Source organism: Micromonospora sp. NPDC049374 (genome assembly GCF_040677165.1).
Classification (GTDB): domain Bacteria; phylum Actinomycetota; class Actinomycetes; order Mycobacteriales; family Micromonosporaceae; genus Micromonospora.
In genome coordinates this window covers 225329-249843 of sequence record NZ_JBFAQH010000003.1, presented here as the reverse complement: position 1 = coordinate 249843, position 24515 = coordinate 225329, and the positions used below count along the sequence as shown (strand labels likewise).

Here is a 24515-nt window from a genome sequence, read left to right as displayed (position 1 = left end):
CAGCCACGCTGCCCGCCGCCGACCGGGAGGTCGGTTGTCAGCCGCCGGGGGTGTCGTTGTTCGGACGGGTCTGCTCGGCGAGGAAACGCTCCAACTCGGCGCCGAGTTCCTCCGCGGTGGGCAGGGGGCCGTTCTCCGCGGCGAGCAGGTTCTTCTCACCCCGACCCCGGGCGTACGCGTCGTACTGCTCCTCAAGGGCCTGGACCAGGGTGGTGGCCTCGTCGCTCTGCGCGACCTGTCGGTCGATTTCCACCCGTACCACCTCGGCGGCCGAGCGCAGCCCGTCCCGGGGCAGCAGCAGCCCGGTGCTGCGGGACACCGACGCCAGCAGCACCTCGGCGGCGGCCGGGTACTCGGCCTGCGCCACGTAGTGCGGCACGTGCGCGGCGAAACCCAGCGCGTCGCGGCCCGCCTCGCCGAGGCGGAACTCCAGCAGGTGGCCGACGCTGCCGGGGACCTGCACCCGTTGCAGCCACGGTTCGTAGCCGGCGATCAGGTCACGCCGGGTGGCGTGCGCGGTCACGCCGGTCGGCCGGGTGTGCGGTACCGCCATCGGGATCGCGTTGAGCCCGACGGTGAGCCGTACGTCAAGCCGGGCGGCGAGCCCGGCGACGGCGGCGGTGAACCGTTCCCACTGCAGGTCCGGCTCCGGCCCGGTGAGCAGCAGAAAGGGGGTCTCGTCGTCGTCGTGGAGCAGGTGCAGCTCCAACTCCGGGTCGTCGTAGCTCTCCCAGTGGTCCTCGACGAAGGTCATCACCGGGCGGCGGGAGCGGTAGTCGAAGAGCTGGTCCAGGTCGAACTGGGCGATCGGGCGGGACTCCAGCGATGTGAGCAGCTGTTCGCGGGCGAGCCGGCTCGCGTTACCGGCGTCGACGAAACCGGTGAGCGCCTGGATCAGGACCGGCTGACCGAGGTCGGGCAGATCGTCGGTGAGTTCGTAGAGCTCGTGTGGGTCGAGCACCGGTGCGGCCTCCCTGCATGTGCGTAACGGGGCCACCGGATTGACGGTGCCCCGATCGCCAGAACGTACCTGCCATCCTCGTGCATTCCTGTCGCGCCGGTCCGGCCGGCCCGGCGTCGCCGTGCGATCGGCCGACGGTACGCCGTTGCCCCGGCGGGGTACACATGGATGCGCGCCACCGAAAGGAGAGGTGATGAGCGATCCCGTGCCCGCCGAGGGCCAACCGGTCACCCCGGCCCCGCCGACGCCGGGCAGCCGGGTCGTCGAGGCGCTGCCGGCCACGCTGTGGGACCGGATGCGCCAGGATCCGCAGTACGCTCCCGAGCACCTCGCGCTCGAGGCGGTGCGCCGGCTCGGCCCGGAGGCAGCGCAGTGGGCGCAGCGGATCCGGGCCGCGCAGCCCGGGATCAGCGCCGAGGCCCTGGCGGAGCAGGCGGTACGTCGGTTCGTCAATCAGGCCCGGCTCTCCGGGGCCGTCTCCGGTGCGGCCGGGCTGCCCGGTGCGGTGATCGACGTCGGCGTGCTGGCCTGGACCCAGTCCCGCATGGTCCTGCACGTGGCCGCCGCGTACGGTGCTGACCCGACGCATTCCGACCGCGCCACCGACCTGCTGGTGCTCCAGAAGGTGCACAAGGCCGCTGCGAGCGCCCGGGTGGCGCTGGGGGTGGCGGCCGGGCGCGAGCGGGCGGGCGCGCTGTTCGGCGGGGGCGGGCAGGCACCGCTCGGCCGGGTGATGCTGCACCTCGGGGTCCGGCTCGCCCAGATGGCCGGGGTACGCGCGGCGAAACGGCTCTTCGCCAAGGTGGTCCCCGGAGCGGCGATAATCCTCGGCACCTGGGCGAACTCCTCGGCCACCAAGAAGCTGGCCGAGCGTTCCCGGGCGCTCTACCGCCAGCACGGCGACGCCCGAATCCCGTTGCCCCGTCATCCCGATGAGGCGGGCGATCAGTCGGCGTAGCCGGAGGCACGCCAGGTCACCTCGGCGAGGCGGGACTGACCGGCCGTGTTGGGGTGGAAGTAGTCCAGCGGGTTGACCAGGTCCAGGTCGAAGCGGACCCGGTGCGCGGCGCCGCCGTCGTATCGGCATCGGGCGCCGTAGGCCCGGCAGGCCGCCTTCAGTTGACTGTTGTACGCGGCGACCCGTTCCCGGAACGCCGCCCGGCGGCTCCGATCCGCCGGTGCGGTCGACGTCGCCTCGGCCAGCAGCGCCGGACACACGCCCCGCCGCCAGGCGCGCACCGCCCGGGGCTCGTCGTGGCCGACCTCCCAGAGCCGGTACAGGTTCGGAATGCTGACGACCAGGACGCGGGCCTTCGGCCGCCCCTCGCGCAGCACCCGCAGCCCTCGGTTGATCTCGGCCCGGAAGTCGGCCACCGGGGTCATCGCGTCGATCGTGGTGCGGCAGGCGTCGTTGGCGCCGACCAGCACCGTGACGTAGTCGGCGCGGTCGCGTACCGCCGCCTCCGCCTGGCCGGCCAGCGCGGCGGCCCGAGCCCCAGCCCGGGCGTGGTTGTGCGCCTTGCCGCGCAGGCCCGGGTTCCGGTCGAGCAGCCGACGGTAGTGGCTGTCGACCCGCAGTCCGTCCCCCGTCGACCAGGAGTTGCGCTGGCACGAGGTGAGGACCAGGCAGGACCCGAAGCCGGTGGTGATCGAGTCACCGAGGGCGGCGACGACCCGGGGAGAGCCGGGCTGGGCCGTGCCCCCCGACGGTCGCGGTGCCGCGTCCCCACCCGCCTCGCAGGCCAACGCGACGAGTGCGAGCAGGCAGACGGCGGCGGTGGTCCAACGTCCAGGCATTACTTCCCCGACCTCACAGCACTTCCCCGACCTCACAGCGCAGAGCGATGGCACGATGACTCTACGCGCGTGGGCTGGGCCGGTCATGTGCTGCTGTCGGGGATGCGGCAGTGCCCTGTCGCGTCCCGGGCCGACATGCTAAGTGGGCTCGGCCGCCGCCTACCTGTGCCAGGGCGCCCGCTGGCCGTGCAGCCACCAGTGCAGCGCCCGGGTGATCCGCGGCAGTACCAGGTAGGTCATCAGCGGGGTCAGGGTGAGCGTCATGACCAGCACCCGCGCCGGAGTCGGCAGCCCCGGCAGGAACTGGCCGGTCAGCAGCGTGGCGGTCAGGCTGAGCGGGAAGAACGCCAGCCAGATCGTCACCGCCTGCTTCCAGCGCGGGGGCGACGGCGGCACGGTCGGTTCCGCGTCCAGCGGCTCGACGGCCGCCGCGTGCGGCGGGTCGAACCAGCCCTCGATGCCGGTCCGCCGCTCGACGTGGGTGTGCTCCACGATGCCCTGCGCCGACGTCAGCCACCAGTGTCGCTGCGGCGATTCCTCCCAGCGGCGCAGGGTATCCGGGTCGGCGAACCGGTACAGCATGTGCCAGTCGCCGGATCCGGGGGCGCGGCGCACCCAACCCGCGCCCAGGAAACCCGGGAACGCCTCGGCCAGCGCCGTGCCGGCCCGCATCCACGCCACCATCTCGTCGGTACGGGCGGGGTCGGCTCGGCGGGCGACGGCGACGGTCACCGGCTCGGCGTGGCTCACGGTCATGCGTCCATGGTCCCCGCCGACGCCCGGAAAGGCCGGGTCCAGCCGGGCCGGTGTAACGCAACGCACGGCGGTGCCAGAAGGCGCGGCAGTTCCGCAATGCACGGGCCGTTCCGCAACCCGTGGTGTCGGGGCCTTGCTGGCCGGCCGGGCTTTGTCACAGGCGACTGCTCGACTGATCCCATGACGAACCAGGACATGATTCTTGTGCTCGGCGCCACCGGTACGACCGGTCGGCGGGTGGTCCGCCGGTTGCGGGCCGCCGGTCACCCGGTCCGATCCGCCTCCCGCTCCGGGGAGCCGCGTTTCGACTGGACCGATCCGAGTTCCTGGCGCACCGCCGTGACCGGGACCACCGCGATGTACCTGATGGCTCCGCACGACCGACCGATCGAGTCCGATTTCGTCCGGCTGGCGGTGGAGCAGGGAGTGCGCGGCCTGGTGCTGCTCTCCAGCCGGGCGATCGAGGCGATGGGTGACGAGCGACTGATGGCCGCGGAGGAGACGGTACGCACCAGCGGCGCGCAGTGGACGATCCTGCGCCCCGACTGGTTCGACCAGAACTTCGACGAGGGCTTCTTCCGGGAGGCCGTGCTCGCCGGGGAGATCGCCGTGCCGGTGGGCGACGCCCGCCAGTGCTTCGTCGACGCGGACGACATCGCCGACGTCGCGGTCGCCGCCCTCACCGGTGCCGGACACGCCGGCCGGACGTACGAGATCACCGGCCCGGACGCGCTCTCCTTCGGCGAGGCCGCGGAGATCCTCACCGAAACGGTCGGCCGGCCGGTGCGTCATCTCGGTACGGCCGACGACTACCGGGCGGTGATGCTCGCACTGGGTGTGCCGGCCGAGCAGGTGGCGGGCGAGATCGCCGCGTTCGGGGCGCTCCGTGACCTGGGCGACGGCCAGCCGACCGGGACGGTCCGGCAGGTCACCGGCCACGACCCGAGGAGCTTCGCCGCGTACGCCGCTGATGCGGCCGCCCGCGGCGCCTGGCGTTCCTGACTGGCCGCGGCGACTCGCCCCGCCATCGCGGCGGGGCGGAAAGGGCGCAGGCGACGGTTAGCTCTGGCGGCGCGGGGTAGGTGGGGGTGATGACGAGATCACAGCCCCGGCGTGCCCGTGGCACGGTCGGTCACGCGTACAGCGCACTGAACCTGCGGCTGGCGTTGGCCAGCTTCGGGCTCGTCACCATGACCGTTTTCGCGGTGTTGGCGTTCCGTGCCGACGTGGCCTGGTTGGGTGTCGTCTGCGCCGTCTTCGCGGTGGTTGCCGTGGTCGACCTGATCATCATTCAACGTCGTCGCGCCGCCCGCCGCCGGGAGGAGCCCGGCGCGCGGCACTCGCTCTTCGAGTGACGGGAGAAGCCCTGATGACCATCGCCACCACCAATCCGGTAAACGGCCAGGTGCTCAAGACGTACGAGGCGATGTCCGACGAGCAGATCGACGGCGCGATCGAGCGGACCGACCTGGCGTACCGGCAGCTGCGCGGCACCACGATCGAGCAGCGCGGGCGGTGGCTGACCGCGGCGGCCGACCTGCTGGAGGCGGAACGGGACGACACCGCCCGGCTGATGACCACCGAGATGGGCAAGACGCTCGCCGCCGCCAAGGCCGAGGTCACCAAGTGCGCCGCCGCCTGCCGCTTCTACGCCGGCCGGGCGGCGGAGTTCCTCGCCGACGAGCCGGCCGACCCCGAGGCGGTCTCGGCGACTCGGGCGTTCGTCCGCTACCAGCCGATCGGTCCGGTGCTGGCGGTGATGCCGTGGAACTTTCCCCTCTGGCAGGTGATGCGCTTCGCCGCGCCGGCTCTGATGGCCGGCAACACCGGCCTGCTCAAGCACGCCTCGAACGTGCCGCAGACCGCGCTGCTGCTGGAAGACCTGTTCCGGCGGGCCGGCTTCCCCGAGGGTGCGTTCACCACCCTGCTGGTCGGCTCCGAGGCGGTGGACCGGATCCTGAGCGACCCCCGGGTACGCGCCGCCACGCTGACCGGCAGCGAGGTCGCCGGCCGGTCGATCGCGCAGATCGCTGGCCGGGAGCTGAAGAAGACGGTGCTGGAGCTGGGTGGCAGCGACCCGTTCGTGGTGATGCCCTCCGCCGACGTGGAACTGGCCGCGCAGGTGGCCACCACCGCCCGCTGTCAGAACAACGGCCAGTCCTGTATCGCGGCCAAGCGGTTCATCGTGCACACCGACGTCTACGACGCCTTCGCCGAGGCGTTCGCGCATCGCATGTCGGCGCTGCGGGTGGGTGACCCGATGGACGACGACACCGATGTCGGCCCGCTGGCCTCCGAGCGGGGCCGCGACGAGGTCGACGCGCAGGTCCGTGACGCCGTCGACAAGGGAGCGACGGTGCTCTGTGGTGGGGAGAAGCCGACCGGGGCGGGCTGGTTCTACCCACCGACGGTGGTGACGGATCTGCAACCGGGCATGCGGATGTGGGCCGAGGAGGTGTTCGGGCCGGTCGCCGGGCTGTACCGGGCCTCGTCGTACGACGAGGCGATCGAGTTGGCCAACGGCACCAGCTTCGGGCTCGGCTCGAACGCCTGGACCCGCGACCCGCAGGAGCAGCAGCGGTTCGCCACCGACCTGGAGGCCGGGGCCGTCTTCATCAACGGGATGACCACGTCCTACCCGGAGCTGCCCTTCGGCGGGGTGAAGAACTCCGGCTACGGCCGGGAACTCTCCGCCCAGGGCATGCACGAGTTCTGCAACGTCAAGACGGTCTGGGTGGGGGAGGGCGCGGCCACTGCCGGCGCCGGCAGCCACTCCGAGTAGCTGCTGCTTACTCCTGCCGCCGGGTGGGTAGTGAAGCGCGGCATGACGGCGATCGCGTTTCACGCTTCCCACGAGCAGATCCACCCGCGTGAGCTGCTGGCGGCGGTGGTCCACGCCGAGCAGGTCGGCTTCGACGCCGCCATGTGCTCCGACCACTTCGCACCCTGGAGCGAGCGTCAGGGCCACTCCGGATTCGCCTGGTCCTGGCTCGGGTCGGCGTTGCAGGCCACCGGCCTGTCGTTCGGGGTGGTCAACGCGCCGGGGCAGCGCTACCACCCGGCGATCATCGCGCAGGCGATCGGCACGCTCGCCGCGATGTATCCGGGCCGCTTCTGGGCGGCCCTGGGCTCCGGTGAGGCCGCCAACGAGCACATCACCGGCGACGCGTGGCCGCGCAAGGACGTACGCAACGCCCGGCTGCGCGAGTGCGTGGACGTCATCCGCGCCCTGCTGGCCGGCGAGGAGGTCAGCCACGACGGTCTGGTCCGGGTCGACCGGGCGAAGCTGTGGAGCCGTCCGGAGCAGCCGCCGGCACTTGTCGGCGCCGCGGTCAGCGTCGCCACCGCCCGCTGGTGCGCCGAGTGGGCGGACGGTCTGATCACGGTCAACGCGCCGACCGACCACCTGCGCCGCATGATCGACGCCTACCGGGAGGCCGGCGGTCGTGGACCGGTGCACCTTCAGGTGCACCTGAGCTGGGCGCCCGCCCAGGCCGAGGCCGAGGCGATCGCCTACGACCAGTGGCGCAGCAACGTCTTCGCGCCGCCGGTCTGCTGGGACCTGACCACCCCGGAGCACTTCGACGTGGTCTCCGCCGAGGTGCCGATGGCCCGGCTCGCCGAGGTCGTCAACATCTCCGCCGACCTGGGCCGGCACGTTGCCTGGCTGGAGGAGTACGTGGCGCTCGGCTTCGACCAGATCGCCCTCCACCACGTAGGCCAAGACCAACGTCCCTTCCTCGACACCTTCGCCGACCAGGTCCTCCCCAAACTCCGCCCCTGACCCCCCGCCCCACCCCCGGGCAGGCCGCGTTGATCATGAGGTTAGCGGTACTTCGAAGATCGATAACTGCCGCTAACCTCATGATCAACCTGGTCAGTGGGTGGGTCGGAGGCGGCGGGTGAGGAGTTGGCCGGGCCAGGGGAGACGGTTGGGGCGGTCGACCGTGAACGGGGCGGTGGGGGTGAAGCCCTGGCGTTCGTACCAGCGCATCAGGGCACCGTCGTCGCCGGCGTAGCAGTCCACCCGCAACAGCCCGACCCCGCGTTCGTGGGCCAGGTCGGCGGCGTGCGCCAGCAGCCGCCCACCGATTCCCCGCCCGGCGTACGCCCGGTCGGTGACCAGCAGGTTGACGTACAGCTCCGGCTCGGTCGCGGGTGGCACGTACTCGGTGGCCGTACCCACGACCAGCGCGCCGACCGGGCGGTCTTCCGCCTGGGCCAGCCACAGCCCGCCACCGGTGGCCCACGCCTCGGCCTGGGCGATCCGACGGGGATCCGTCGAGGCGGGCTCGGTGCCCCACTGCCCGCTCCGACCCCGCGCCACCAGCCAGGCGGTCGCGGCGTCGAGCAACCGCAGCACCGCCCCCGCGTCCGCCGGACCACCACTGCGCAGCACCACCCCGCCGAGATCACCCACGCCCCCATCCTGCCGCACGGTGCCGACCCCGCCACCCGTGCCAGATGACCAAGAAGTTCTGGTCCGGATCCGTCACGGATCCGGACCAGAACTTCTTGATCACTTCATCGGGGTGGGGGCCGGGTGGGGCGCCGGTCGCCGACGGCACCCCACCCGGGGATCAGGACACGGTGCAGGGGGCGCCGTTGACCGTGACCAGGTTGGGGGCGGGGTTTGCGAGGCCGGCGGTGGTGGCGTTGAAACCGAACATCACCGAGCCACCCGGGTTGATCCGCGAGTTGTACGACTCGCTCTTCGCGGTCACCGTGGCCCCGGACTGCGTCACCTTGGCCATCCACGCCTCGCGCACCTTGGCGTCACCGGTGAAGGCGAACCGGGCGGTCCAACCGTTCACCGCGGCGGTGCCGGTGTTGCGGATGTTCACCTGGGCGGTGAAGCCGGTGCCGCCCTGCCAAGAGCCGTAGTTGGTGTACGACACCGTGCAGGTGGGCGCCGGCACCGCGCCGGAATCACCCTGGTCGGCCAGGAACGAGGCGATCCAGGCCAGCGCCGAGTTCCAGTTGATCGCCACCTCGTTGGTGGAGTACGAGGCGATGTCGTCGACGAAGCAGAACATCGGCGCGCAGCCCTCGAGCAGCTGCTCCACGAACGGGTCCTGGAGCGCGGCGTTCGGACCACCGGCGATCGAACCGGCCGGCGGCTTCGGCATGCTCGGGTCGAGCTGGAAACCGAAGATCCGGCTGTGCTGGTTCTCCGCCGCGTGCTCACCCCACCCGGTCACGTACGAGATGTTCAGCGCGTTACGGCCGAGGATGTAGTCCATCGTCTGCACCGCGCCGTCGCGGTACTTCGCCGCTCCGGTCAGGTCGAACGCGGTGGCCAGCACGACCGCGTTGTTGATGATGGCACCATTGCCGCCCCAGAAGTAGCTGTTCGGGTCGCCGGGCATGGGCAGCCCGTACGCCTGCCGGCGGATCTCGTCGAGGTAGCCGTCAGCGGCGGCGATGACCGACTGGCGGATCCGGGTCTGCTCGGCGGCCGGCAGCCCGCTCGGCACGGTGGCCAGGTCGAGGCGGCCCAGCGCGGCCACGCTCTGCCAGCCGAAGCCACGGACGTCGAAGACGTCGCCGGTGTGGTGCGGCGAGGCGGTCAGATCGGTCAGGTAGGTGCGCTCGCCGGTGGTCAGGTACAGCTCGGCGGCCGCCCAGTAGAACTCGTCGGTGACGTTGGTGTCGTCGTACGGGCCACCGCCGTTGCCGGTCGACGGGGCGTACCGGGCCGGGTTGGCCTTGGCCGCCGCGTAGGCGGTCTTCGCCGCGCTGCCGCAGCGCTGCGCGAACTCCTTGTCGTACGGGGCGAACAGCCGGGCGCACTGGGCGGCGGTGGCGGCCAGGTTCAGGGTGGCGGCGGTGGACGGCGGGTGCAGCTCGCGCGGCTCCGGGTCGTCCTCGGGCTGCATCGGCAGGCCGGTCCAGTTCCGGTCGTGGATCTTGTGGTGGGCCATGCCGGCCAGTGGCTTGCCGGCCGGCACCTGCATCCGCATCAGGAACTCCAGCTCCCAGCGGGCCTCGTCGAGGACGTCCGGCACCCCGTTGTCCCGCTCGGGCAGCCGCAGCGTCCCGTCGCCGAGGTCGGCGCCGAAACCGGCCGTGGCGGCGTTCTTGGTCCGCTCGAAGGCGCTCAGCAGCTGGTAGGTGGCGATACCACCGTTGACCACGTACTTGCCGTGGTCGCCCGCGTCGTACCAGCCGCCGCGCACGTCGAGGCGGTAGTCGCAGGCTCCGGCGGCACAGGGCACGTCGGTGTCGCCCTGGTTCGGCGCGACGTCGAGGTGACCGGCGGGTCGGGCGTACTCCTCGCCGACCAGGTCACCGTCGATGGCGATGCCGCTGCGCTGGATGTAGAAGAACTGCAGAGCGTCCGACCGCAACTGGTCGTAGAGCGTGCCGGAGATGTCGAACGGGTGGCTGACCTCGCCGTCCACGGCCAGCGTCAGCCCCTGTCCCGGGGTGCGGTACGAGGAGAAGTCCAGCGAGTGCACGTTCTGCGCCGACGCCTGGTCGACTCCGCGGGGCGTGGTGGTGCCGCTGGCCAGCACGGCACCGGAGGCGGAGTGCAGCTCCCAGGGCAGCGCCTCGGTGGCCTCGGTGACCACGGTGGCGTTCTTCGGCCCGCCGGGCAGGTAACCGACCTGGTTCACCCGGACGCGGGGGCCGGTGTCCGGCACGTACGGCTCGGGCGGGTTGCCGCCGCGCAGCGAGACGTTGTCCAGGCAGACGGTCTGCGCCTCGGCGGCGCCGCCGACCTGGAAGATCAGCTGGGCGCGATCGTCGTCGTTCGAGGCGACGAAGGTGCGCTCGACGCGCTGCTGGGTCGGCGTTGCGGCAGCGGTGACCGAGTAGTAGCCGGTGTAGGGCTCGCTGCCGAGTTGCAGCACGGCGGAGACCGAGCCGCCGGGGGTGGCGGTGACGTCGAAACCGAGGGTGTACTCGGCGCCGGCGATCAGCGGAAGCGCGTCGTGGCCGATGCCGGCGTCCCAGGGGTTGGCCAGGCCGCCGGCCACCGTGGCGCAGAGCTGGCCGTCGACGACGCCGAGCGTGTTGGTGCCGTACGAGAACCAGGGCGACGAGCCTTCGCTGAAGTCACCGTTGCGGATCTGTTCGGGTGCGTCGGCGGGTGGATCTGCGAACGCGGTGCCGGCGCTAACGCCGACCAGCGCCACGGCGGTCGCCGCGGCGAGCACCGCGAGACGACGTCGGGATGGCGTCACGGGGGAGTCCTTCCGACGAGCGGGACGGAATAGGCGAAGTGAAGGTGTGGACCTGGGAGCGCTCCCAGATATCGGGCATGTTTCCAGGACACGCAGGACATGTCAATCGATCGCATCCGATGGGAATTCACGTTCACTGTCAGTGAGATTCGCCGCGCCACGCCGGGCGGTCCTGATCTCCTAGAGACAACCGAGCCCTACTCCTGGCAGGCTGCGTGCCATGACCCTGAAGCTGCGTTCCGCCGGGACGAGCGACCGTGGGCTGATCCGCAGCGGAAACCAGGACGCGTTGCACTCCGGCACCTGGCTGGTCGCCGTCGCCGACGGCATGGGCGGCATGGCCGCCGGGGACCTGGCCAGCGCCATCGCCATCGGGGCGGTGGCCCCGCTCGATGTGGAGACGCCGGAGGACGTGCTGGTCGCCGCGTTGCAGAACGGCATTCAGCTGGCCACCGAACGGATCCGTCAGGCGGTTGCCGAGGACCCCCAGCGGCAGGGCATGGGCACCACGCTGACCGCGCTGCTGTTCGCGCGTACCGGCAGCTGCCTGGCGCTGGCCCACGTGGGTGACTCCCGGGCCTACCTGTTCCGCGACGGTGTACTCAAGCAGATCACCCGGGACGACACCTTCGTGCAGATGCTCGTCGACCAGGGGCTGATCACGCCGGACCAGGCCGGCAGTCATCCCCGCCGGGCCGTGGTGACCCAGGCGTTGCAGGGCGACGACGTCTCCCCGACGTACGCGACGATGGTGCCCCGAGCCGGTGACCGCTGGCTGCTGTGCAGCGACGGGCTGTCAAACGTCGTACGCGCCGACACCCTGGCCGAGGTGCTGGCCGGCCAGCCGGAGCGGGACGCCTGCGGGCGCCGACTCATCGACCTGGCGTTGCAGGCCGGTGGGCCGGACAACATCACCGTCGTCATCGCCGACGTGGTCGACGAGCCGTGAGCAGTCAGGAGCGCCGCCCGGCCCGCCGGGTCGGCGTGGCCGTGGTCGGGTCCTCCGGCCAGGGGTGGCGCGGATAGCGTCCGCGCAGTTCGGCGCGGACCTGGCGGTAGCCGGAACGCCAGAACGAGGCGAGGTCGGCGGTGACCGCCACCGGTCGACCGGCGGGGGAGAGCAGGTGCAGCAGCACGGGCACCCGACCGTCACCGACCCGGGGCGCCTCGGGCCAACCGAAGGTCTCCTGGAGCCGGACCGCGAGGACCGGCGCGGCCGGGTCGGCGTAGTCGACCCGGATCCGCGAACCGCTCGGCACCGCGATCCGCTCCGGTGCCAGTTCGTCCAGCCGCCCGGCCAGCGGCCAGGGCAGCAGCCGGCGTAGCGCGCCGACCACGTCGACGCGAGCCAGGTCGGCCCGGCGTCGGGCACTTGCCAGTTCCGGCCCGAGCCAGTGCGGTGCGCCGGCCAGCAGCGCCTCGTCGGAGACGTCGGGCCAGTCGTCGCCGAGCGCGTACCGGCAGAACGCCAGCCGCTCGCGCAGTGCCCTGGCGGCTGGCGTCCAGGTCAGCACGTCGAGCCCGGTGTCGCGCAGTCCGGTCAGCAGCGCGGCGGCCACCGCGTCCCGGTCGGGTCGGGTCAGCGGGCGGTCGACCAGCTCGACGGCGCCCAGTCGGAGCACCTCCCTGGCCACCACGTCCCCACCCGACCAGCCGATCTCCCGCTCGGTGCGCAACAGCGAACCGGCCGCCTCGCGGGCGGTCGCCTCGTCGAGGACGGCGGCGAGCCGGATTCGGGCGGCCGGTGCGCCGGGAGCGCGGTCGGCCACCGCGACGGCCAACCAGTCGACGCCCACCAGCCCCGACCCGGGCGTCAGCTCCGCCGCGGTCCCACCACTCATCAGGTACGCCGAACCGCCCGGCCGCCGCACCCGGGCCAACCGTTCCGGGTACGCCAACCCGACCAGTAGCCCGGCGGCAAGCTCGTCGGGCAACCACGCCATCCGCTCGCGGTCAACCCGGCCGTCACCCGCCAGCCCGCCAGCGGCCCGCGCGCCGTCCGCCTGGCGCTCGCCTGCTCGGCCGTCGCGCGCCTGGGCTGCCTCGGCGGTTGGCAGGGCGGCGCGCAGCCGGCGTACCTCCGCACGCCAGCGGGCGGTGGCGGCCGGGTCGGTGCCGGCGCGCAACCGACGCCAGACGGCACCGAGATCGTCGCCGGAGCCGGCCACGGTCGACTCGGCGAGCAGCGCCATCACCTGTGCGGCACGATCGGCACCGACCCGGTCGGCCCCGTCGAGCAGTGCCCGGGCCAGCCGGGGATGCGCTCCGACGGCGACGACGCCCCGGCCCCGCTCGGTGATCCGTCCGTTCGCGTCGATCGCGCCGAGGGCGGTAAGCGTCTCGGACGCCACTGTCATCGCCGCCGCCGGAGGCGGATCGGGCAGCGCGAGCCCGGTCCCGCCGGGGGCACCCCAGGCGGCGAGTTCAAGGGCGAACCCGGTCAGATCGGCGGTGGCGATCTCCGGTTCCGGCTGCGCGGGCAACCGCTCGTGCGTCGCCGGCGACCAGCAGCGGTACACCTGGCCGGGTGCCTCCCGCCCGGCCCGGCCGGCCCGCTGGGTCGCCGCCGCACGGGAAACCGGCACGGTGACCAGCGCGCCCAGTCCTCGGGTCAGGTCCAGCCGAGCCACCCGGGACAGGCCCGCGTCCACCACCGTTCGTACGCCTGGCACGGTCAGGCTGCTCTCCGCCACCGCCGTGGCCAGCACCACCCGTCGCCGGTCTCCCGATCGCAGTGCGGCATCCTGGTCGGCGCCGCTCTGGCGGCCGTGCAGGCGTAGCACGTCGACGCTGTCGCGCAGTTCGGCAAGGCGGCCGGCGACGGCGGCGATCTCGCCCACGCCGGGCAGGAAGACCAGCAGGTCGCCCTCCTGTTCGACGAGGGCCCGCCGGACGGTGGCCGCGACGTGGTCGAGCAGTGCCCGGTCCACCGGGCCCGCACCGGGCGGTGCCACGGGACGGGGCGGTGGTGTCCAGATGCGGGTCACCGGATGCAGTGCCGACGAGGCTTGAACCACCGGTGCCGGCACTGTGCCGCCGAGCAGGGCGGCGAAGCGATCCGCCTCCGGGGTCGCCGACATGGCCAGCAGCCACAGCTCCGGCCGCAGGGTCGCCCGGGACTCGACGCTGAAGGCGAGCGCCAGGTCGGCGTCGAGCTGACGTTCGTGGATCTCGTCGAGCAGCACCGCGTCCACACCTGCCAACTCCGGATCGCGATGCATCCGGCGGACCAGCAGCCCGGTGGTCACCACCTCGATCCGGGTACGAGGTCCGGCCCGTCGCTCTCCCCGAACCGCGTAGCCGACCCGACCGCCGACCGGCTCCCCGAGCAGGGCCGCCATCCGGCGGGCGGCGGCGCGGGCGGCCACCCGGCGGGGCTGGGCGACGATCACCCGCCCGGCCACCGCGTCGGCCACGGCGAGCGGAGCGAGGCTGGTCTTACCGGTGCCCGGCGGGGCGACCAGGACCGCGCTGCCGGCCGAGCCCAGCGCCGCCACCAGCGCCGGCAGCACCGCCCGCACCGGCAGATCGATGGACACGTCGGAGAGCACGGCCCAGTCTCGCACCGCCCCCGCCCCCGCCTCGGCACCCGCACCCGCCTCGCACCTGCGCGCCCCGAACCGAACCAGCGGCCCCGAACGGGTGCAAGGGCGCGGCGCAGGGCAAGTGCGGCGCGGTCTGGCGCGGGGGCGGTGCGGCGCACGGCAGCGTGGCGCGGGGTGGGTCGGCGGGCAGTGGGTGGGGTCAGCGCGTGTGGACGCTGGCGACGAAGGCGTTCCAGGCCGACGGTGGGAAGGTCAGCACGGGGCCGTGACGGTCCTTGCTGTCCCGAACCGCGACCCCACCGTCGACAGTGGCCACCTCGACGCAGTTGCCGTTGCCCACACTGCGCGTGCTGGTGCGCCACTCCGGCCGGGACAGGTCGAGCGCGGTCATCGCGATCCCTTCGTCGATACCGACAGTGACCGCGATGCAGCGGTCACGTAAAGTAACGAGAAGCTTCCTTCAGGCGGATCAGGGACGCCGCTGGATCGAGTGCCAGACTGCACAGCCTCTCGTGCACAAGGCTATACGAGCGCACCTGTGCGGCCTCCTCCAGTGCCAGGCCAGTAGAGAGATTTTCCAGGTAGACGACGGCCGCGTCGGCGGCGTCGGCGAACGTGAGGATCACGTACGGCGAGTTCATCGCCGGATGTCCGCCAGCATCGAAGGGAAGTACCTGAATAGTTACGTTCGGTAATTCGGCGAGGGTTTCCAGGTGGGTGATCTGGCCCGCCATGACGGTGCGATCGCTGACAGGGCGTAGCAGTACCGCCTCGTTCAGCACCACCGACAGCTCCACCGGTTCGTTGCCGCGCAGTACGTCCTGCCGGCGTAGCCGGGCGGCCACCTTGCGGTCCAGATCATCCTCACCGGCGGTCAGCCGGTACACCTCGCGGGCGTACGCCTCGGTCTGCAACAGACCGGGCACCGCCTCGGCCTCGTACGTGCGCAGGGTGGCGGCCTCGGCCTCCAGTCCCACGTAGAACTCGAACCATTCCGGGAGTACGTCGCTGTAGTGCTGCCACCAGCCGCGTTGCTGCGCGCCCCGGGCGATCTCGATGAGCGCCTCGGCGTCGTTGCCGGTGACCTGGTACAGCGCGAGCGCGGCCCGGACATCGCGCGGCTTGATGCCGATCTGCGCGTTCTCGATGCGGGACAGGTTGCTTTTGGACATGTCCAGCTGTCGGGCGGCGACGTCCAGGGTCATCCCGGCGCGTTCACGTAGCTGGCGCAGTTCCCGGGCGATACGGCGGCGTCGAACGGTGGGGCTCGCGGTCACCCTCCGAGTCTGTCACGGGAAAAGGCGCAGGTCGCTTCACCACGGAGTGCAACTGACCAAAACGGGAGTTGCGTTGCAGTTGCGCTCGGTGCATCCTTTCCCGGTTAGCGATCACTGTGGACGGCCGGCTCGGGAGGACGTGTGCTCACCGCCGACGAGTTCTTTCTGATCGCGCACAACGACACCCGGGGCAAGGCGAAGCTGCACCCGGCGGCGACCAGTCTCGGGTTGGCCGGGGGGCTCCTCGGCGAGTTGATCCTCTATGGACACATCACCGTCGCCGCCGGTCAGGTCGGCGTGATCGACCGACGGCCGCCGGCTGACGCGTTGGCGCACACCGTGCTGGACCAGTTGATCGGGGAGGCCCAGCACCAGTCGGTGCGTACCTGGCTCAGCTTTCTCGCGCAGACCTCGGTGACCTCGGTGGGCGAGCGGTTGTCCCGGGCCGGTGTGCTGCGCCGACAGGAGAGCCGGCGGCTGCTGCGGACCACCGTCACCTACCAGCCCATCGACCTCAACGTCGTGGCCTGGCCGGCCACCCGGTTGCGTGCGCTGCTGGAGCGTGCCGAGCCGCCCAGTGTGCCCGACGCGACGCTGCTCGGGTTGGTCGCCGCCGCGGGACTGACCCGGGAAGTGCTGTGGAGCGCCGGTCCGCGCGCACACCACCGACTCAATCTGATCATCCCGGCCCTGCCGGACCCGCTGAAGGAACTCGTGGCGCACACCGAAGCCGCCGTTGGTGCGGCGGTGCTGCGCGGTGCCCCCTGACCCGGTACACCCCCTTCCCCTCAGACCGGAGCAGTACATGTCCTCGACAGCGACAACCGAACGACCGAGCAACGTCTCCGAGGCGCTGGCCCGTGGCCGGCTCGGCGTCCCCTCAGTGATCTTCTTCGTCCTCTCCGCGGCGGCACCACTGACCGTGGTCGCCGGCGTGGTCACCACCGGCTACGGGGTCATCGGGGTGCTCGGCATTCCGCTGGCCTTCCTGGCGGTGGCCGTGGTACTCGCCGTGTTCTCCGTCGGCTACGTGGCGATGGCCCGTCGGATGGCCAACGCCGGGGCGTTCTACGCGTACGTGGCGCGTGGGCTGGGGCGTCCGGCCGGAGTGGGTACGGCCTGGGTGGCGCTGATCGCCTACAACGCCCTCCAGGTCGGGCTCTACGGGACCATCGGCGCGGCGGCGGCACCGGTGCTGGACCGGCTGTTCGGGGTCGCGCCGCAGTGGTGGGTCGTGGCGCTGGTGGCGTGGGCGCTGGTGGCGATGCTCGGCCTGCTCCGGGTGGACATCAACGGCATGGTGCTGGCGGCGCTGCTCTGCGCCGAGATCGCCATCATCGTGGTGTTCGATCTCGGCCAGTTGGGCAACCCGGCCGGCGGCGACGTGAGCTTCGCCGCGTTCGCCCCGGACAACTTCTTCGTGCCGGGGCTCGGCGCGGTGCTGGTGCTGGCGATCCTCGGTTTCGTCGGCTTCGAGGCGGCGGTGGTCTTCAGCGAGGAGAGCAAGGACCCGAAGCGTACGGTGCCGATGGCCACCTACCTGTCCGTGGCGATCATCGCGGTGGTCTACGCGCTCTCCTCGTGGAGCATGACGGTGGCCGTCGGGCCGGACCGGATCGTCGAGGAGGCGGGTACCCAGAGCGTCGAGCTGATCTTCAACCTGGCCGGGGCGCACCTGGGCGACACCGTCCTGACCATCGGGCAGGCACTCTTCCTGACCTCGGTGCTGGCCGCCATGATCTCGTTCCACAACACCACCGCGCGCTACACCTTCGCGCTGGGCCGGGAGCGGGTGCTGCCCGCGGTGTTCGGGCGGACCTCACCGACCACCGGCGCACCCCGGGCCGCCTCGCTCGCGCAGAGCGCGCTCGGCCTGGTGGTGATCATCCTGTACGCGGTCAACGGCTGGGACCCGGTCCTGCAACTGTTCTTCTGGTTGGGCACCAGCGGCGGCTTCGGCGTACTGCTGCTGATCGCCATCACCGCGGTCGCGATCATCGCGTACTTCGCGCGCGGCGGTGTGCAGGAGACGCTGTGGCGGCGGTTGGTCGCGCCCGGCATCGCCGTGATCGCGCTGGTCGCGATCATCGTCCTGGCGGTGCAGAACTTCGCCAACCTGCTCGGGGTCGAGCCGGACTCGCCGCTGCGCTGGGCGATCCCGCTGGCCTACCCGGTGGCGGCGCTGCTGGGCGGGTTGTGGGGCCTGTCGTTGCGGCGGCGCCGTCCCGACACGTACGCCCGGATCGGCCTGGGCGCGGAGAGTGCGGCGGCCGTCGTGGTTCCCCCGCCGGTCACCGAGCCGGCGCCGACGGCGGAGGTGCGGCGGTGACCGGGCCGGAGATCAACCAGCTCGGCGCGGACGACGCCCGCTGGGTCGCCGCGCGGATCGCCGAGGCATTCATGGTGCTCGACCAGCCCCGCTGGCTGGTGCCGGACGAGTCCAAGCGGGAGTCGGTGCTGGCCGGGAACTTCGAGATCATCGTCGACCACGCCACTCGGTACGGACTGGTGTTCGGCACCGAGGACCGCGCCGGGGTGGCCGTCTGGCTGCCGTCGGTCGGTGAACCACTGCCGCCGCCGGAGGACTACGACGCTCGGCTGGCCTCGGCTTGCGGGGAGTGGACTCCGAACTTCGTGCACCTGGACGAGTTGTTCGCCGCCAACCATCCGCACGCCGATCATCATCACCTGGCGCTGCTGGCCGTGCGTCCGGACCGCCAGGGCCAGGGCGTCGGCACGGCGCTGCTGCGCCACCATCACGCCTGGCTGGACACCAACGGCGTGCCGGCGTACCTGGAGGCGAGCAGCGAGACCAGCCGCGACCTGTACGCGCGGCACAGCTACCGGGTCGCCGAGCCGTTCCGGCTGCCCGACGGCACCCCGTTCTGGCCGATGTGGCGGGAGCCGGCCGCCGGCTGAGGTGCGAAGACGATGGTGGCCGGGTCCGTCGGACCCGGCCACCATCGCCACCCCCTCCTAGTACGTGCCGTCGAGCTGACCCCGCAGCTTCGTCAGGGCCCGGGTCAGCAGCCGCGACACGTGCATCTGCGACACGCCGATCTGCTCCGCGATCTGCGACTGCGTCAGGTTGCCGTAGAACCGTAGCGTCAGGATCTTCTGCTCGCGCTCGTCCAGCGTGGCCAGCGCCGGGCCCAGTGCCACCCGCAGCTCGGCAAGCTCGAACTCGCTGTCCTCACCGCCGAGCATGTCGCCCAGCTCGGTCGCGCGGTCGCCGTCACCGGTCGGGGTGGACAGCGACACCGCGTTGTACGCGCGGGCGCCCTCCAGGCCCTCCAGCACCTCTTCCTCGGTGAGCTTGAGGTGGGCGGCGATGTCGGCCACGGTCGGGGAGCGACCCAGGGACTGCAACAGGGTGCTGTTGGCGTCGGAGATGGCCAGCCGCAGCTCCTGCAACCGGCGAGGTACGCGGATGTCCCACGTCCGGTCGCGGAAGTGCCGCTTCAGCTCGCCGATGATGGTGGGGATCGCGTACCCGGCGAAGTCGACCCCGCGGGACGGGTCGAACTTGTCGATGGCCTTGATCAGGCCGACGGCGGCGGTCTGCGCGAGATCGTCGGTGGGCTCGCCGCGACCGCTGTAGCGGTGGGCGAGGTGGTTGGCCAGCGGCAGCCAGGCCTCGATCGCCCGGTCACGCAGGGCGGCCCGGGAGGGATGCCCGGCCGGCAGCGCAGCCATGGCGTTCAGCAGCTCGGCGGCGCTGTCGGTGAGCGCCCGCGGGTCGAGCTTCGGGGCCGGGGTTGCCGGGGTGGTCGCCGATTCAGTGATCGTTGACGCGGTCATGGTGGTCCTCCCTGCACCTCGTCCGCGGATATAGACGTGACGCTTTGGTTGGTTCTGTTAGTACGTTCGGGAGTCACCTTAGCCCGATCGTCTGCCAGAAATCTAGCCGAAAGGACGATGTACTTAAGTTATTTCTGGGCATAAAAGCCGCAAAGGGCCTCAGGCTGACCTGTCGAGAGCGGTCAGATCGTCGCGACTGCCGCGTACGGGCGGCCGACCGGACCAGTCGCGGATGTCCGTACGTCCATGATCGCCGATCCGGACGAGGTCGTCGCGGTGCCGAACGGACGATGGCCGCCGCAGGTGGCAAGCGGAGTGTCACCAATCCGTCGTTGTCCCGTGAACGGGACCGGGCTTAACGTCGCGGGGTACAACCCTGAACCGGAGGTGCCGTGCTCGATCCTGCCGTTCCTCACCTCGTCGTGAACAGCCGGACGCTGTACTTCAGCTGGCTGCCGGCGGACCCGGACGCGGTGGCGGCGCTGGTCCCCACGGGGCTACGGCCCCACCCGGACCGCGAGGTCTTCATGAACCAGTACGTCGTGGACGACGAGAGCCAGACCTCCGGCTTCGGTTCCTACTCCCTGACCTACCTCGGCGTCACGCTTGTCGACATGGACGCCCCGGACGGGGTGACCCCGGGTGGCTGGTGGACCCACTACGTCACCTCCAGCGAGCGGGTACGCGGCTACGCCCTGGCCCGGGGTGCCCCGGCCGTACCCGGCCGCACCAGCATCACCGAGCAGGGCGACACGATCGTCACCGGGACGGACATCGAGGGCGTGCCGGTGATCCGGGCCCAGGTGCGCGTCGGTGACACCGGACACGCCGTGCACAACGGGCACCATCGCTACCTGACCGAGTTGCACGGTCAACTGGTCAGCAGCATCTATGCGGTGGTCGCCGAACCGTCCACCTCGTTCGAGATCGAATCGGTCGAGTTCCTCGATCCGGACCACCCGGTGTACGCGTTGCGCCCGGAGAACCCGCTCACCATCGCCTGGGGCTACTACTCGCCGCGCTCCTCGTTCGCGTACCCCGGAGGGCTGACGGTGCTCGGCGAGTTGGAGCCGAGCTACCAGGTGCCGGACCGGCGGGCCCGCAGCGGTCTGCCGTCGGGGTCGTAGACCAGGCGGTACGCGGGCAACGCCCAGGCCCGGATCCACCAGGGCAGGCGCCGGGCACGGTGCGGTCGCAGCCGGCCGGGTGGGCGCGGGCCCACCTGCCCGCCGTCGTACCAGCGCTGCAACGCCTCGGCGGCGGCGGTGATCGCGGCGACCGCGTCGTCCGGGTCGATCAGGTCGGCGTCGTCGCCGCCGGCCGGATCGCGGTCCAGGTGCTCGCGGAGCAGACGTAGCCGGAGCTCCCGGGCGAACTGCCGGGCCCCGTCACCCCGACCGGCCGGATCGGGCGGGTGGCGTTCGTCCGCAGTGTCGTCCAGCACCGCGCAGGACAGTTCGCTGTCGTGCGTCCAGGACCGTCGGTTGAAGTTGTCGCTGCCGACGCAGGCCCACACGTCGTCGACCACGCACACCTTGGCGTGCACGTAGACCGGGGTGCCGGCGTGGTTCTCCGCGTCGAAGACGTGCACCCGCCCTGCCGCGGCCTGCTCGCACAGGGCCAGCGCCTGCTCGCGACCGACCGTGTTCGGCGGCAGGGCCAGCCGCCCGTCCACGTCGGGATGGCGGGGTACCACGGCGACCAGATGCAGCTCCGGGTTGTCGCGCAGCGCTCCGGCGAAGAGTTCGGCTACCTCGGTGGACCAGAGGTACTGGTCCTCCAGGTAGATCAGCCGACGGGCCCGGCGTACGGCCTTGGTGTAGCCGCGGGCCACCGTGCGTTCGCCGTCCGGTGCGAACGCGTACCGGGGCCGGACCGCCGGGTAGGTGCGCAACACCTGGACGTGATGCGGCCCGCAGGTCGGCGGGTCGGCCGGTTGCTCCGGCAGCGGCCCGGGGGTGAGATCCGCCCCGCGCAACCGGTCGCGCAGATAGGCCAGGGGGTTCTCCGAATCCAGCGGCATCGGGTCGGTCCAGCGTTCGCGGAACGTGGTGTCCAGCGCGCCCACCACCGGCCCGCGCAGCGCGAGCTGCACGTCGTGCCAGGGCGGATGGTCGCCGTAGGCGGCGGCCATCCGTACCGCCTGTGGGTCACCGTGATGCGCGTCGTCGTCGCGACGGCTGTGGCAGAGGTCGATGCCGCCGACGAAGGCGACGTCCTGCTCGGGGGCGGCCGGACGGCGCAGCACCACCAGCTTCTGATGGTGTGATCCACCTCGCCGGACCCGCTGGTCGAGCAGCACCTCACCGCCGGCTGCCGAAATGGCCTCGCTGAGGTTGCGGTTCTCCTGGTGGCTGTAGGACAGCACGTCGAGGTGCGACCGCCAGATCAGACCCTTGACCACCACGCCGCGCTGGGCGGCGCGGGCGAACAGTTGGGAGGTCGTCGGTCCGTCCGGACGCAGGCGCTCGTCCGGGTCGCCCCGCCAGTCGGCGAAGAAGAGGTGGTCGCCTTCGCCCAGCCGCTCGACCTCGGTGACCAGCCGGTCGAAGTACGCGGCACCGTGAATCAGCGGCTCGGCGAGGTTTCCACTGGTCCAGACGGGTAACTCAGAGACCGGGTTGGCGCGTTCCGGTGCGGTGAGGAACCAGTCCTGTAGCGGCACGCTCCCGCCCTCAGAGAGGTCGTTCACGTCCTCACCATACGAACCCGTGGTCGGGCTCGCACGCTGGTGGGCTGCCGGCTGATGGCGACCGACCCGCACCCCGAGCAACGAGGAGCCGAAGCATGTCCGGCGAGCCGACGAACTCCGCGACCGAGCACCGCGAGCAGGCGGTGGAAAGCGAGCGGGGGGCGCTGTTGACCGTGCTGGTGATGGTCCTGCTCGGTGTGGCCGGCATCTTCGCCGTCTCCTGAGCCGGGCGGGCGGCCCCGGTGACCGGAGCCGCCCTGCGTCCAGCGCGGTCGATCAGGGGCGCTCGCCCTGCCCCTCGGTGTGCGGCAGCCGCTCCGCCGGGACGACTCCGAGCCGTCCGGCCTGGAAGTCCTCGAATGCCTGGATCAGCTCGTCGCGGGTGTTCATCACGAACGGCCCGTAGTGCGCAACCGGCTCCCGGATGGGCTGGCCGCCCATGATGTAGAGGTCCAGGGTCTGGTTGCGGCTGTCCTGGCGGGCGTTCGCCTTGAACCGCAACGCGTCGCCCGGCCCGTGCACGGCCAGTTGTCCGGTGCGTACGCCGCGCCCGTTGGCGCCCACCGTGCCGCGCCCGCCGAGCACGTACACCAACGCGTTGAAGTCCGGCCGCCAGGGCAGGTCCACCTGCGCCCCCGGCTCGACCGTCACGTGGGTGACGGTGATCGGGGTGTAGGTGGAGCCGGGCCCGCGGTGGCCGGCGATCTCACCGGCGATCACCCGGATGAGCGCCCCGCCGTCCGGGGTGGTGAGCAGCGCGGCCTCGTTGCCACGGATGTCCTGGTACTTCGGTGGACTCATCTTGGCCGCACCGGGCAGGTTGACCCACAGTTGGGTGCCGTGGAACAGCCCGCCGCTGACCACCAGGTGCTCCGGCGGGGCCTCGATGTGCAGCAGGCCGCTGCCGGCGGTCATCCACTGGGTGTCGCCGTTGGTGATGGTGCCGCCGCCGCCGTGGCTGTCCTGGTGGTCGAAGATCCCGTCGATGATGTAGGTGACGGTCTCGAAGCCCCGGTGCGGGTGCCAGGAGGTGCCCTTCGGCTCGCCGGGTGCGTAGTCCACCTCGCCCATCTGGTCGAGCATGATGAACGGGTCCAGCTCGCTCATCGGCACCCCGGCAAAGGCCTTGCGCACCGGGAAACCCTCGCCCTCGAAGCCGCTGGGCGCGGTGGTGAGCCGGCGGACCGGCCGGAACGCGGTGGACTCGTCGAGCCGGGGCAGCCGGGGCAGGACGAGGACGTTGTCGACGGTGATGGCGGGCATCGGGGCTCCTTCAGTTGTCGCCGGGGGCGGTGGCGAGGGTGGCGTCGCTGCCGTCGGCCCCTCGCAGCCGTCGGCCGAGCCGGGTGAAGATCCTGGTCAGGACGGCGACCTCGGCATCGTCGAGGTCGTCCATCAAGTGGGTACGCACGGAGTGCAGGTGGTGCGGCGCGGCCTCCCGCAGCGCCAGCAGCCCGGCGGCGGTCAGCACCGCCTCATTGCCCCGGCCGTCCTGCGGGCAGGGCTGCCGGGCGACCAGGCCCCGCCGTTGCATGGAGGAGACCTGATAGGTCAGTCGGCTGGGTGAGAAGACCAGGCGGTCGGCCAACTCGCCCATCCGCAGTCGTTGCCCTGGCACCTCGGAGAGCAGCACCAGCACGTGGTAGTCGGCGAAGCTGAGCCCGCTGTCGGCGCGCAGGTCGTCCTCCAGCCGGGTGAACAAGCGTTGGCTGGCCTCGATGTAGGTCCGCCAGGCGGTCAGGCGGTCGCGGTCCAGGCTCTCCGTCACGCCGCAAAGGTAGCACCTGTTCAAAATTTGAACAAGAGTTCGCCGTAGTGGTGACTGCGGTGTGGCGGGGGGAGGGGAACGGGTATTGGTCAAGCTTTGAAGGAACGGACCGGGCGACCTCCGGGGAGGTATCCGGTGCGCGCCCGGAGCGGGCGGTGTGAGACTCTGCCGCCGTGGAACTGACCGCTCCCGGCCTGCTGCTGCGTCCCTGGCGGGAGGCGGACGCACCCGCCGTCCTGGATGCCTGGCGTGATCCGGCGATCGCCCAGTGGAACCCGCAGGGCGACCCGCTCGACCTCGACGCCGCGCTGCGCTGGCTACGGTGGCGGGCCGACTGGTCCGGCGGTGGCCACGTGTCGTTGGCGGCCGCCGACCCGGTCGACCCGGAGATCCTGCTCGGTTCGGTGTCGCTGCACCGCATTCACGCCGGCGACGCGTCGATCGGTTACTGGACCGTCGCTGCCGCCCGCGGTCGCGGGGTCGCCACGGCTGCGGTCGTACGGCTCAGCGGGTGGGCCTTCGCCGACCTCGGGCTGGAACGGATCGAGTTGTGTCACGCGGTGGCCAACCCCGCGTCCTGCCGGGTCGCCGAGCGGGCCGGCTTTCCGGCCGAGGGCACCCTGCGGCAGTCGCACCGCTACGGCGACGGCCGACGCTACGACGAGCACCTGCACGCCCGCCTCGCCACCGACTGACCGGGCGGCCCCACCCACGGCGGGACCGCCCGG

General features: G+C 71.8%; 24 protein-coding genes. 12 read left to right on the top strand and 12 right to left on the bottom strand.

All coding sequences use genetic code 11. The features are described 5' to 3' along the window. Nucleotides 1-37: 37 nt before the first annotated feature. A complete protein-coding gene (locus tag AB0J93_RS07120) occupies nt 38-961 on the bottom strand; it encodes a PAC2 family protein (RefSeq protein ID WP_363918987.1) in 924 nt (307 codons plus the stop codon). Between the two features lie 193 nt (nt 962-1154). Between AB0J93_RS07120 and AB0J93_RS07115 the strand changes: the two genes are divergently transcribed. After that, entirely contained in the window at nt 1155-1919 is a 765-nt protein-coding gene (locus AB0J93_RS07115) for an EcsC family protein (protein WP_363918985.1), read from the top strand. Here AB0J93_RS07115 and AB0J93_RS07110 read toward each other — a convergent pair. After that, on the bottom strand, nt 1907-2758 hold the full coding sequence (locus AB0J93_RS07110) for a GDSL-type esterase/lipase family protein (RefSeq protein WP_363918983.1): 852 nt from the start codon (nt 2756-2758) through the stop codon (nt 1907-1909). The genes AB0J93_RS07115 and AB0J93_RS07110 overlap by 13 nt on opposite strands. A gap of 159 nt (nt 2759-2917) precedes the next feature. Further along, the gene (locus tag AB0J93_RS07105) at nt 2918-3514 is read right to left on the bottom strand and encodes an antibiotic biosynthesis monooxygenase (RefSeq protein ID WP_363918981.1); all 597 of its coding nucleotides are present in this window, start codon (nt 3512-3514) and stop codon (nt 2918-2920) included. Nucleotides 3515-3694: 180 nt separating this feature from the next. Here AB0J93_RS07105 and AB0J93_RS07100 point away from each other — a divergent pair, with 180 nt between their 5' ends. The 4 genes from AB0J93_RS07100 to AB0J93_RS07085 all read left to right on the top strand — a co-directional run bounded on the left by AB0J93_RS07100 (nt 3695) and on the right by AB0J93_RS07085 (nt 7298). Further along, nucleotides 3695-4516, top strand: coding sequence for an NAD(P)H-binding protein (locus AB0J93_RS07100; protein ID WP_363918979.1), 822 nt, complete (start codon nt 3695-3697; stop codon nt 4514-4516). Nucleotides 4517-4605: 89 nt separating this feature from the next. Then, nucleotides 4606-4869, top strand: a complete 264-nt coding sequence (locus AB0J93_RS07095) for a DUF6343 family protein (RefSeq protein WP_210935265.1) — start codon at nt 4606-4608, stop codon at nt 4867-4869. Between the two features lie 14 nt (nt 4870-4883). Then, nucleotides 4884-6296 carry an NADP-dependent succinic semialdehyde dehydrogenase gene (locus tag AB0J93_RS07090; protein WP_363918976.1) on the top strand — a complete coding sequence of 471 codons (1413 nt, stop codon included), beginning with the start codon at nt 4884-4886 and terminating at the stop codon, nt 6294-6296. 42 nt (nt 6297-6338) lie between these two features. After that, nucleotides 6339-7298 carry a TIGR03885 family FMN-dependent LLM class oxidoreductase gene (locus AB0J93_RS07085; protein WP_363918974.1) on the top strand — a complete coding sequence of 320 codons (960 nt, stop codon included), beginning with the start codon at nt 6339-6341 and terminating at the stop codon, nt 7296-7298. Between the two features lie 93 nt (nt 7299-7391). Here the strand turns inward: AB0J93_RS07085 and AB0J93_RS07080 are convergent, their stop codons facing one another. Further along, a complete protein-coding gene (locus AB0J93_RS07080; protein ID WP_363918972.1) occupies nt 7392-7934 on the bottom strand; it encodes a GNAT family N-acetyltransferase in 543 nt (180 codons plus the stop codon). Nucleotides 7935-8094: 160 nt separating this feature from the next. After that, the gene (locus tag AB0J93_RS07075; protein WP_363918970.1) at nt 8095-10704 is read right to left on the bottom strand and encodes a glycoside hydrolase family 9 protein; all 2610 of its coding nucleotides are present in this window, start codon (nt 10702-10704) and stop codon (nt 8095-8097) included. Nucleotides 10705-10924: 220 nt separating this feature from the next. Between AB0J93_RS07075 and AB0J93_RS07070 the strand changes: the two genes are divergently transcribed. Beyond that, entirely contained in the window at nt 10925-11653 is a 729-nt protein-coding gene (locus tag AB0J93_RS07070) for a protein phosphatase 2C domain-containing protein (protein WP_363918968.1), read from the top strand. Between the two features lie 4 nt (nt 11654-11657). Here the strand turns inward: AB0J93_RS07070 and hrpB are convergent, their stop codons facing one another. The 3 genes from hrpB to AB0J93_RS07055 form a co-directional block, all read right to left on the bottom strand. Further along, nucleotides 11658-14255, bottom strand: a complete 2598-nt coding sequence (hrpB, locus tag AB0J93_RS07065; RefSeq protein WP_363919466.1) for an ATP-dependent helicase HrpB — start codon at nt 14253-14255, stop codon at nt 11658-11660. A 193-nt stretch (nt 14256-14448) separates the two neighbouring features. Beyond that, complete coding sequence (locus AB0J93_RS07060; RefSeq protein WP_363918966.1) at nt 14449-14640, bottom strand: DUF397 domain-containing protein; 192 nt, start codon at nt 14638-14640, stop codon at nt 14449-14451. A 43-nt stretch (nt 14641-14683) separates the two neighbouring features. Further along, nucleotides 14684-15526: a helix-turn-helix transcriptional regulator gene (locus tag AB0J93_RS07055; protein ID WP_363918964.1), complete on the bottom strand. Its 843-nt coding sequence runs from the start codon at nt 15524-15526 to the stop codon at nt 14684-14686. Nucleotides 15527-15667: 141 nt separating this feature from the next. On the opposite strand from AB0J93_RS07055, the gene AB0J93_RS07050 reads away from it, so the two are divergent. The 3 genes from AB0J93_RS07050 to AB0J93_RS07040 are packed head-to-tail and all read left to right on the top strand — an operon-like array spanning nt 15668 to nt 18445. Next, nucleotides 15668-16294 (top strand): GPP34 family phosphoprotein, encoded by a 627-nt coding sequence (locus tag AB0J93_RS07050; protein WP_363918962.1) that lies wholly within the window; start codon nt 15668-15670, stop codon nt 16292-16294. Between the two features lie 37 nt (nt 16295-16331). After that, nucleotides 16332-17855: an APC family permease gene (locus tag AB0J93_RS07045; protein ID WP_363918960.1), complete on the top strand. Its 1524-nt coding sequence runs from the start codon at nt 16332-16334 to the stop codon at nt 17853-17855. After that, nucleotides 17852-18445: a GNAT family N-acetyltransferase gene (locus tag AB0J93_RS07040; RefSeq protein ID WP_363918958.1), complete on the top strand. Its 594-nt coding sequence runs from the start codon at nt 17852-17854 to the stop codon at nt 18443-18445. The genes AB0J93_RS07045 and AB0J93_RS07040 overlap by 4 nt, the downstream gene beginning before the upstream one ends. A gap of 57 nt (nt 18446-18502) precedes the next feature. Here AB0J93_RS07040 and AB0J93_RS07035 read toward each other — a convergent pair whose 3' ends face one another. After that, a complete protein-coding gene (locus AB0J93_RS07035; protein ID WP_363918956.1) occupies nt 18503-19327 on the bottom strand; it encodes a SigB/SigF/SigG family RNA polymerase sigma factor in 825 nt (274 codons plus the stop codon). Nucleotides 19328-19749: 422 nt separating this feature from the next. Between AB0J93_RS07035 and AB0J93_RS07030 the strand changes: the two genes are divergently transcribed. Beyond that, nucleotides 19750-20454 (top strand): hypothetical protein, encoded by a 705-nt coding sequence (locus AB0J93_RS07030; RefSeq protein WP_363918954.1) that lies wholly within the window; start codon nt 19750-19752, stop codon nt 20452-20454. Here the strand turns inward: AB0J93_RS07030 and AB0J93_RS07025 are convergent. Further along, nucleotides 20403-21992 carry a phospholipase D-like domain-containing protein gene (locus tag AB0J93_RS07025; protein ID WP_363919464.1) on the bottom strand — a complete coding sequence of 530 codons (1590 nt, stop codon included), beginning with the start codon at nt 21990-21992 and terminating at the stop codon, nt 20403-20405. The genes AB0J93_RS07030 and AB0J93_RS07025 overlap by 52 nt on opposite strands. 122 nt (nt 21993-22114) lie before the next feature. On the opposite strand from AB0J93_RS07025, the gene AB0J93_RS07020 reads away from it, so the two are divergent. Further along, nucleotides 22115-22243, top strand: coding sequence for a hypothetical protein (locus AB0J93_RS07020; RefSeq protein ID WP_275415497.1), 129 nt, complete (start codon nt 22115-22117; stop codon nt 22241-22243). 52 nt (nt 22244-22295) lie between these two features. Here the strand turns inward: AB0J93_RS07020 and AB0J93_RS07015 are convergent, their stop codons facing one another. Further along, nucleotides 22296-23282, bottom strand: coding sequence for a pirin family protein (locus tag AB0J93_RS07015; RefSeq protein ID WP_363918952.1), 987 nt, complete (start codon nt 23280-23282; stop codon nt 22296-22298). A 10-nt stretch (nt 23283-23292) separates the two neighbouring features. Beyond that, a complete protein-coding gene (locus tag AB0J93_RS07010; protein ID WP_363918950.1) occupies nt 23293-23787 on the bottom strand; it encodes a MarR family transcriptional regulator in 495 nt (164 codons plus the stop codon). Between the two features lie 173 nt (nt 23788-23960). Here AB0J93_RS07010 and AB0J93_RS07005 point away from each other — a divergent pair, with 173 nt between their 5' ends. Next, the gene (locus AB0J93_RS07005) at nt 23961-24482 is read left to right on the top strand and encodes a GNAT family N-acetyltransferase (protein WP_363918948.1); all 522 of its coding nucleotides are present in this window, start codon (nt 23961-23963) and stop codon (nt 24480-24482) included. The last annotated feature ends 33 nt before the right edge of the window (nt 24483-24515 follow it).